Source organism: Arthrobacter sp. HMWF013 (genome assembly GCF_003061105.1).
Taxonomy (GTDB): domain Bacteria; phylum Actinomycetota; class Actinomycetes; order Actinomycetales; family Micrococcaceae; genus Arthrobacter.
On the sequence record NZ_QAIQ01000509.1, the window covers coordinates 2,044 to 3,550 of the forward strand.

Consider the following 1,507-nt stretch of genomic DNA (forward strand, 5'->3'; position numbering starts at 1 on the left):
AAACCGGCGGTGGATCCGGCAGAGCCAAGTTCGGAGTTCCTGACGCGGTACTTCACCGGCTATGAGCGGGAGCTGGGGCTTGAGGTCCTGCGCCCGGTCAAGGTTGCCTCCGTTGAGCGGGAAGATGCAGATCCGGACGGCAGGCTGAGAATCAGTACCAGCGGTGGCGACTGGTCAGTGAAGGCGCTGATCAACGCCACCGGTACCTGGACCAGGCCGTTCTGGCCGATCTATCCGGGCAGGTCCACGTTCCGGGGCCGGCAGCTGCACGTGGCGGACTATGTTTCCGCGGAGGAGTTCCGTGGGCTGCACGTCATTGTGGTGGGCGGCGGCATTTCCGCCGTCGGGCTGTTGGACGAGATCTCACAGGTAAGCGGCACGAGCTGGTTCACCAGGCGGGAACCCGAATGGCGGGATGCCACGTTCGACGCCCAGGCCGGCCACGACGCCGTCGCCCTCGTGGAGGAACGCGTCCGGCTGGGTCTGCCGCCGCAGAGCGTGGTTGCCGTGACCGGCCTGATCTGGACGCCGGCCCTTCGGGCGGCGGCCGCTCGCGGCGCCTTGGATCGGCGCCCCATGTTCGCGTCCATAGAGCCCGACGGCGTCCGCCTCACCGACGGCAGCCTGCACCGGGCGGACGTCATTCTCTGGGCGACGGGGTTCCGGGCAGAGCTCGAACATCTGGCGCCGCTGCACTTGAGGGGACCAGGCGGCGGCATTGCCATGGACGGCACCCAGGTGGCAGCGGAGCCTCGCGTTCACCTGGTGGGCTACGGGCCGTCCTCCTCGACCATCGGCGCCAACCGGGCGGGCCGCGCGGCCGTGGCGGCCATCCTCAAGCTGCCCTCCCTGCAGCAACAGCCCACTCCAACAGCACCTACACAGACAGCAGGAACCCGTGGCTGAAAAAAGTCTTGAGGCCGTCTTCGGCACCCTGCGGCGTTACCCGGACGTCGAAGCCCCCAATCTCCAGGCCTGGGATGCCACTGACAAACTGTTGCTCGAAGCCGCGGCCGGGCAATTGCAGGGCCGCCGCGAACTCACGGTGATCGGGGACCGCTACGGCGCCATGACACTCGGCGCACTCGCCGGGCTCGGCATCCACCGGGTCCGGGTTCACGAAGACCTCATTACGGGGGAACGGGCGCTCCGGAACAACGCGGCCACCCTGGGGGTGGCGGCTGCCGCAGCGGCCGGAGGCGCCGGCTACGAGCAACTGCCGTTGGGCGAGGACCTGCTCTCGGGGGCCGAAGTTGTCCTGCTGCAGCTGCCCCGGACGTTGGCGGAACTGGAGGAGGCTGCAGCCACCGTGGCACGATGTGCAGCCCCGGATGTGGTGCTGCTCGCCGGCGGCCGGATCAAGCACATGTCCCTGGGAATGAACGCCGTCCTCGAACGGCACTTCCAATCCGTCCAGCCGCAGCTGGCACGGCAGAAGTCCCGGATCATCGTGGCCGGCGGCGCCCGGGGAGCTGCCTCCGCAGGGGACGGTCCCGCCGTCGGGCAC

1 protein-coding gene and 1 pseudogene are annotated in these 1,507 nt (G+C 69.0%); both read left to right on the forward strand.

The window, feature by feature from the left end:
- Positions 1-906, forward strand: a 906-nt coding sequence (locus DBR22_RS17875; protein WP_258229277.1) for an NAD(P)-binding domain-containing protein, incomplete at its 5' end; no start/stop codon positions are given.
- Positions 899-1,507, forward strand: a pseudogene (locus DBR22_RS17880) (SAM-dependent methyltransferase); the annotation flags it as partial. The gene DBR22_RS17875 and the pseudogene DBR22_RS17880, both read left to right, overlap by 8 nt.